Below are 6,813 nucleotides of genomic sequence, written 5' to 3'. Positions count from 1 at the left end.
CGTCGGCACGGTGTGCGCCTGCGCCTGGTGCAGGCGGCCGATCAGGTGCGCGAGGGGATCGGTCACCGTGACCGGTGCGCGCAGGAAGGTGATGAGAAACCCTTGCTGGACAAGGGATGTGAGCATGGCGCGGACCGTGACGCGGTCGATGGCGGGGAAGGTCTCCGCGAGTTTGCTGGTCAGGTCGGCGAAGCGGATGGGCGATGCGGACGCGGACCGGACCGCACGGACCGCGCCGGTGTAGCGGGCGGTGATGCGGTTCGGGCCCTGCGGCGCTTCGAGCCGGCCACCTCGCGCAGTGGCGAGGTTGGTGAACACCACGTCCAGCCGGTCCAGCAGCTCAGGACACGCCTCCAACCGGTCGATGACCTCGGCGAGCCACTGGGTATCAGCTCGCGCGGCCGGTTGATGCCCCTCGCCCCACTGCGGCCCGACTCCGGGTTCTACGGTCACCGAGGCGACACCGGCGAACAGGCCGAACGGGGTGTGGCGGCCGGCGGCGCGCAGCAGGTAGCGGACCGTGGCCAGCGTGACGCGGCGGACCTGCTTGGCCGGGACGGCGCCGTCGTCATCGGCGCCCATGGCGTCGACCCGGCCCGCCAGCCCGGGGCTGGCATAGCGGATCGCGTCGGCGAGGCCGGGATGCGACCACACCTCGTGCAGCCAGGCGCGGCACGCCTCGGTGTCGGCCGGATCGGGCCACCGTTCGGGAAGCCAGCTCAGCGGCGCTGCCGCAGCGCGGAGAAGGCCGACCCCGCAGTGCTGGTAGAGCGGCGTCCTGGTCGAGGTGTGCATCCGTTTCTCCAGCAGTTCGGACAATCGTGAGGGCGGCTGGAGCCCGCAGCACTACCGGGCCCCAGCCCGAACAGGGTCAACTCACACGTTGCTGACGCACGACGACGCGCACGTGGGGTCGCACCCGTCGCTGGTGTCGCAGGGCGCGGCCACGCCGGAGTCGACATCGGTGATGACCTGCAGGTCGAGGTCGAACTCCGCAACGACGTCCACGGTGGGAATGGCGGGTGCTGACATGGTGCTTCCTCCTACGTGATCAGGTGGTGCAGGGACTGTTTGGCCTGGAACGGATGCAGCGGCCGTCACTAGCCGTACCACTGCATGCGCGAAACGTCGCCTCCTTTCGGGATCGCGAACATCGACCACGGGCCTAGCGACCCGTAGGACCCGGGGAACTCGGATGTCGCGGCGCGAATCGGCCGCTGTCCCGGTGTGAACGTGGCGGCGGCACCTGCTCACTTTCGGGTTCAGGGTCCGGCGCTGGCCCCGGTCGGGGGCTGGGGTCGAGGTCAGCGCCGGAGTCATCGGAGCGGTGCGGCCAGCAGACCGGGCGCCAGCGGCGTCCTGCGGTGATCCGGGGCGGCGGCAGGCAGGCCACACCACAGTGGGACAAGCCGAAGGTGTGGCCGTTGGCCCTGCGCAGGCGGTGTTCGTCGCCGGGCTCGACCCGATGCAGAACGGCCGCGTTGAACAGGCCCGGCCACCCGGGCATGGCAGGCACCGCGCCGGCATCCGGGGGCTTAGCCACGGCCGGAGGCGTCCCAGTAACACAACAGCGCCAGCAGTTCCTGCCACAGCGGGCGCATGCCGCGTGACTGTTTGACCGTGTTCCGCCCTGACGTGCGGTGGTACAGCACGGCGTAGGTGCCGTCTGCGGCGTCGCGGAACACGTGCACCACGACCTCGGCCTGCCGATAACGCTGGGTCGCGTACTCGATAGAGGGATGGGACTCGTGGATCAGCGCACGGACCCGGTTGTGGTCGCCGTCGCGCTGCAACGCGCCCGGCACGTAGGCCGGTTCCTCGGGCTCGGGGGAGTGCACCAGCCGCAGTAACGGCATCTGGCGTGGGTCGTCCGGTGCCTGCGGTGCTCGCTCGGCGCTGACGGTCTCGGGGTCCGGGGACAGGGCGGATGTGGTCATGGTCTGGGCCTGGCCTTTCACACAGGAGGGAACGGGGCAGGAACCTTGCGGCAGCCGACGCGTCACGCCTCGGGCCGTGTCCGCCGCGTCGAGGAATCCGGGCATCACCCGGCCGCCCGTGCTTCGGAGTCGGCGGCGCCGAGGCGGCCGTGGTGGAGGTCCGCCAAAACCTCTCGGGCGATCGGGGTGTCCGAGCCGGGATCGACGTCGATGTCCGGCCACCGGGGCTCGGTGTGCCGCTGGTCGACTGCGGCCAGTGCGGACGTGGTGCCCAGTTCGTGGCGCGGACGCCGCAGCGGCTCTTCGCTGGCTTGCTGGGTGATCTCCCCAGCCGGCGCGTCCGGGGCCGGGATGAGGGCTAGGCAGCGGTTGCAGGGCATCCCGCCGACCCATCCGGGCAGGATCTCCAGCAGGTCGGCGCGGATCGGTTCACCGCACCGGGCCGTGAGCACGGTGGCCTCGTCGACCGCGACGCCGGGTGAGAGCAGGAACAGGTGGGCCACCCGCAGGGATTCCGCCAGCTCGTTCCCCGGCAGATAACGGCCGCAGAACTCGGCGGGAGCCGGGGCGTCGGGTACCAGCATCCAGGAGATGTCGATGCCGGGAACTCTGCGGCGCAGCTCGGCCGCCGCATCATGTGCCAGCTGGGCGTTCGATGCGGGAAACCGTTCGTGTTGCCCGCGGACAGTCACTACGTACAGCCCGCTCGGCCTCGACTGTTCCTGCGTGCTCAGCAGGTTCTCGGCCATCACCGCTCCCAACCGTGTGGAAGACGGTGACCCCGGTAGACGCGAGATCGGGCCGAGGCCACCGCCATGCTGTGGACGCCAGAGCCGGCTACGCCGGGAAGAGGGCGAGTCGTCCCAGGTAAGACCTCGACTACCGAGTAGCGTCAGACCACATAGTGAGCCGGGTCATAATGAGCACGCTACATCTGATAGTGCTCAAAATGTAAGGGCTCCGAATGGGTGAACTCGTGATCATGGCCGGCTACGGCCTGACACCGGACGCGGAGACGAGAGAGGAGACCGCGGTGGCGGCAGCGCAGAGCCCCACAGCGCTCAAGTGGTGGTTCGCCGTCGAGATGCGGCGCATGCGCGACAGCAAGGACCTCGGCCGCGACGAAGTCGCACAGGCGATCAAGGGCAGCACGCCCGGCATCGGCCACATCGAGTCCGGCCGGTCGTTGCCGAAACCGCTGGAGCTGGACAAACTGCTCGAGATCTACGGCCAGACCGAGCGAGCCGAGTTCTTCCACGACCTGCGGGACCGGGCGAAGAAGGGCAAGGACTGGTGGATCGGGTTCGGCCCCCATGTCCGCAGCTACTTCAACCTGTTCCTCGGACTGGAGTCCTCCTCACCGCAGATCGAGGGCTGGGACGCGCTGGTACCGCCAGGGCTGTTCCAGACCCCGGACTACGCCGAGGCCGTCATCCGGGCCGGGTACTCCGATCTGCCGACCACGGAGATCGATCAGCTGGTCGAGCTGCGCATGGCCCGGCAGCGCGAGGTCCTGGAGCGCGAGCAGCCAGCGAAAGTCTGGCGAGTGATCGACGAGGCCGCGCTACGACGCGTCGTCGGCAGTCCCGACGTCACCAAAGGCCAGCTCAATCACCTCGCGGAGCTGGCCGAGCGGCCGAACGTCGACGTCCAGGTCGTTCCGCTCGACGCGGGCGCGCACACTGGCACCGAGGGCACCTTCACACTGCTGGTCGCACCCCCGGAGCTGGAGAACTACCCAGGCTGCGTCTACGTGGAAACCCTCGTCAAGGGCTACTACTACGAGGAGCTGGAAGAGATCACCAAGTACCGCAACGCCCTGACCCGCTTGCGTGTGCAGGCCACCAAGCCGGAGGACTCCCCGGCGTTCATCCGCCAGATAGCAAAGGATCTGTGATCACCATGAGGTACGAGGACGCCGTCTCCGCCCTCGCCACCGCGACCAACTGGCACAAAGCCAGCTTCAGCCAGGGCCAGGAGAACGGCTGTGTCGAGGTCGGGTCTGTACCCGGCCTGACCGGTGTGCGCGACACTAAGCTTGGTGCCGCAAGCCCAATCCTCGCGTTCACCGCCACCGAGTGGGAAGCGTTCCTCGACCGCGTCAGGAACCCCGAGCTCCGTCTCTGAGACCCATTACCGGCGCCCCGACACGTGACGGTCCCCGGCCACTCGCGATGGCCGGGGACCGCTACGTCTCTGCGCTGCGCGCGCCGCGTCCCGTCCGACCTGCCCGCGCACCCACAGAACGCCACATCAGCATGACAGCGGCGGCGGCGTCAGCCCACCGTCAACCGGCCACCGTCATCGCTGGTGTAAGGGGATCATCAGCACGGTCACCGGACTCGCTCCTCGGGCAGAACGGCGGGTACCCCGGTCGACGACCATGCTGCGCTTCTCAGTTCCTCACGCGGAATGACGCTCAACACTCACGCGGCAGGGTGTTGTCGTAGTGCAGAGCGTCGATGAGTAACCAGGTAGCCTGGACAGATACCTCTTCACGGAGGAACGCCCCGGTCGACAGGCGAGGGCGGCGAAGAGGCGAACCGCGAAGAAGGTGGCTCCCCATGGACGGCCGCACCCCTATCGGCGCGCGCATCCAGCAATTGCGCGGCAAGCTGTTCACCCAGCAAGAACTTGCTGATCGAGCACAGGTGAGCGTCAGCCTCATCCGCCAGCTCGAGCAAGGCCAGCGACACACCGCTCGCGTCGACAGCCTGCAACGCATCGCCCGCGCGCTCGACGTCCCGCTGCCGGTGCTACTCGAAAAGCCCAGCGCCATCCCCTCGACCGGCGGTGTTGTCGCGATCCGCCAAGCCCTCACTCCGGTGGACGACCTCCTCGACAGAGATATCGTCAACACCGCGCCGCTCCCGCTCGACGAGACCGAGCGCACTGTCACCTACTTGTGGGGCGCGTACTGGGCCGGCCGCTATGAACTGCTGTCCGAGCTGTTGCCCAACGCGCTGATGCAGGCCCGCGCCACGGCAGCCACTGTGCCCACCGCCGAGCGGCCTCAGGCCTCACATGCGCTAGCCCGCGCCTACCAGGTGGCCGGCGATACCTTAGTTCACCTTGGCCAGCCGGACGCGGCGTGGCTCGCGATCCGCGAAGCGCTGCGCGCTGCCCGGGACAGCGGCGATCCCTTGCTGTACGCGTCGCTGCGCATCTCGGTGTCCTGGCAACTCCTCGTTCAGGGCCGCTACGACGAGTCCGAACGTGTCGCCACGATCGCCGCGAAGGACATCGAGCCAGCCGGCGCTGTGTCAGAGTCGCAGCTGTCCACCTACGGCCTGCTCACGATCACCGCGGCGACCTCGGCTGCACGCGCCAACCGACGGTCGACCGTCGACGCGCTGCTCGACGTGTCCACCGAGATGGCGACCCGAATCGGGCATGAGCGGTCCGTTCACCAGACGACGTTCGGACCGGCTAAGGTCGCGATGTTGACGGTCGACTGTGCCGTCGTTCAGGACGACTGGGATGTCGCCCTGGCGGCCGCACGTGCTCTGCCGAGGGACGCGGATCTACCGTTAGCAGTCCGCGCCCGGCACATGGCCGACCTCGCGCTCACATACCTGCGGCTGGACCAGGACGAGCGGGCGCTGGCGGTGCTGCTGTCGATGGACCAGGTGGCTCCCGAATGGATCATGTACCAGACCCTGCCTCGGCAGGTCGTCGACGAGCTGGTTGAGCGTCAGCGCCGGATTAGCCCTCCACTGCGTGAGCTAGCGATCAAGCTCGGGGTGTTCTCGCGGTAGAGGTAGGCCGAGTCGTCATACCTCCGATCGGGTAGTAGCACGCTACGTGTTATCTGCTCGCGAGCTTGCGCTCCTAGCGTCACCTCCTGTTGCCGGAGGTGATCATGTCGACATGTTGGATTCGCCGGGCAATACTTGAGCGATCATCACATTGGCAGGTCCTGCCGCAGTCATGGGGTGGAGCACGCAGCGTCACCCAGGCTTGTCCGTGGGGAACCGGAGTGGGTCGCGATGCACGGCCAACACCGCGGCCCAGCACACCGACGAGGGGCCGCAGCCAGTCCAACTCCGTGTCGGACTGGTGTACCTCCCAGCCGCCGGTGAGATCGCGATCGCATCGCCAACTGTTGGCAGAGCCATCGACTTCACTCCCAGTGTGTCGGGTCGCCATCCCCCAGGCGTCTTCGACATGGCCGGGTTTTCTCAGACTCGGCCGAGCCTCGGCAGGCGCACCCCCCACCTTGCTGCGCCTGCCGAGGCTCTACCAACTGGCGTCGAGGTCTTCCCGCGCACCCCGGGCCGGCTCGCGGCCGTCGCAACCCGTTCAACGTCAAACATCTCCGGGTTGTCGGCAGGAATCGTCGCTGGCCGACTTGACCGCAAGACGGCTTACTGTAACCGCTCCTAATGGCCTCACCGCCATCTGCCGCTACGGGAACCAGTGAGGCTCGCATGTCTGAACTAGGCGACTGGATCCCCGCAGAAGTGGATACCGAAACACCGAATGCTGCACCATCGGGAATGTGCATGAGATCGCTCAAGCGGCATCACCGAAGTGCCGGGTGGTCTACGTCGATAATGAGCGGGTGGCCGTTGCGCACAGTGAGCCGTTTTCATCCTGGTTGGGATGTGTTGGCGGGTAAGGCTTCTGGTTTGATCACAGGTTGATGATCATCGGCGTGTCGGCGCCTGGATGTGGCGAAGCCCCTGGTAGCAGAGCTTTCGACCAAGATCGTTCTGTAGGAACTCCAGGGGCTTCAGGTGTTGTTCTACCGTGCGGCGCTGCCGTTGTCCCGTCAGACCCTCACTTTCGTGTCCGGCCTGGTCCGCGCCCACCGTCGGGAGATCGGTTCGGTGTGGCGGGCGCTCAACCCTGGCCAGCAGGCTCTGCTGGTGCT

Annotated in this window: 7 protein-coding genes and 2 pseudogenes; 5 read left to right on the top strand and 4 right to left on the bottom strand. The window is 67.6% G+C overall.

From position 1 onward, the window contains the following. From ACJ73U_RS41525 to ACJ73U_RS41510, 4 genes are all read right to left on the bottom strand, one after another. Nucleotides 1-795, bottom strand: a 795-nt coding sequence (locus tag ACJ73U_RS41525; RefSeq protein ID WP_407783271.1) for a lantibiotic dehydratase, incomplete at its 3' end; no start/stop codon positions are given. Nucleotides 796-876: 81 nt separating this feature from the next. Continuing rightward, nucleotides 877-1,032 (bottom strand): FxLD family lanthipeptide, encoded by a 156-nt coding sequence (locus ACJ73U_RS41520; protein ID WP_407783270.1) that lies wholly within the window; start codon nucleotides 1,030-1,032, stop codon nucleotides 877-879. 503 nt (nucleotides 1,033-1,535) lie between these two features. Further along, a complete protein-coding gene (locus ACJ73U_RS41515; RefSeq protein ID WP_407783269.1) occupies nucleotides 1,536-1,937 on the bottom strand; it encodes a hypothetical protein in 402 nt (133 codons plus the stop codon). Nucleotides 1,938-2,041: 104 nt separating this feature from the next. Beyond that, nucleotides 2,042-2,686: a hypothetical protein gene (locus ACJ73U_RS41510; RefSeq protein ID WP_407783268.1), complete on the bottom strand. Its 645-nt coding sequence runs from the start codon at nucleotides 2,684-2,686 to the stop codon at nucleotides 2,042-2,044. 215 nt (nucleotides 2,687-2,901) lie between these two features. Between ACJ73U_RS41510 and ACJ73U_RS41505 the strand changes: the two genes are divergently transcribed. The 5 genes and pseudogenes from ACJ73U_RS41505 to ACJ73U_RS41485 all read left to right on the top strand — a co-directional run. Further along, nucleotides 2,902-3,834, top strand: a complete 933-nt coding sequence (locus tag ACJ73U_RS41505) for a helix-turn-helix transcriptional regulator (protein ID WP_407783267.1) — start codon at nucleotides 2,902-2,904, stop codon at nucleotides 3,832-3,834. 5 nt (nucleotides 3,835-3,839) lie between these two features. Further along, nucleotides 3,840-4,064, top strand: coding sequence for a DUF397 domain-containing protein (locus tag ACJ73U_RS41500; RefSeq protein WP_407783266.1), 225 nt, complete (start codon nucleotides 3,840-3,842; stop codon nucleotides 4,062-4,064). 437 nt (nucleotides 4,065-4,501) lie between these two features. Further along, nucleotides 4,502-5,695 carry a helix-turn-helix domain-containing protein gene (locus ACJ73U_RS41495; protein ID WP_407783265.1) on the top strand — a complete coding sequence of 398 codons (1,194 nt, stop codon included), beginning with the start codon at nucleotides 4,502-4,504 and terminating at the stop codon, nucleotides 5,693-5,695. Nucleotides 5,696-6,426: 731 nt separating this feature from the next. Then, a pseudogene (locus tag ACJ73U_RS41490) lies at nucleotides 6,427-6,522 on the top strand (SAM-dependent methyltransferase); the annotation flags it as partial. Nucleotides 6,523-6,676: 154 nt separating this feature from the next. Continuing rightward, a pseudogene (locus tag ACJ73U_RS41485) lies at nucleotides 6,677-6,813 on the top strand (IS5/IS1182 family transposase); the annotation flags it as partial.

It is taken from the genome of Actinophytocola sp., from assembly GCF_045807065.1.
Taxonomy (GTDB): domain Bacteria; phylum Actinomycetota; class Actinomycetes; order Mycobacteriales; family Pseudonocardiaceae; genus Actinophytocola.
The sequence above is the reverse complement of the archived record's forward strand: the minus strand, read 5'-3'. Positions and strand labels throughout refer to the sequence as shown.

Bases quoted from the DNA above. Each gene is read 5' to 3' on its own strand.
- ACJ73U_RS41505 (WP_407783267.1), top strand. From the start codon at position 2,902: ATGGGTGAACTCGTGATCATGGCCGGCTACGGCCTGACACCGGACGCG.
- ACJ73U_RS41520 (WP_407783270.1), bottom strand. From the start codon at position 1,032: ATGTCAGCACCCGCCATTCCCACCGTGGACGTCGTTGCGGAGTTCGAC.
- ACJ73U_RS41495 (WP_407783265.1), top strand. From the start codon at position 4,502: ATGGACGGCCGCACCCCTATCGGCGCGCGCATCCAGCAATTGCGCGGC.
- ACJ73U_RS41515 (WP_407783269.1), bottom strand. From the start codon at position 1,937: ATGACCACATCCGCCCTGTCCCCGGACCCCGAGACCGTCAGCGCCGAG.
- ACJ73U_RS41500 (WP_407783266.1), top strand. From the start codon at position 3,840: ATGAGGTACGAGGACGCCGTCTCCGCCCTCGCCACCGCGACCAACTGG.
- ACJ73U_RS41510 (WP_407783268.1), bottom strand. From the start codon at position 2,686: ATGGCCGAGAACCTGCTGAGCACGCAGGAACAGTCGAGGCCGAGCGGG.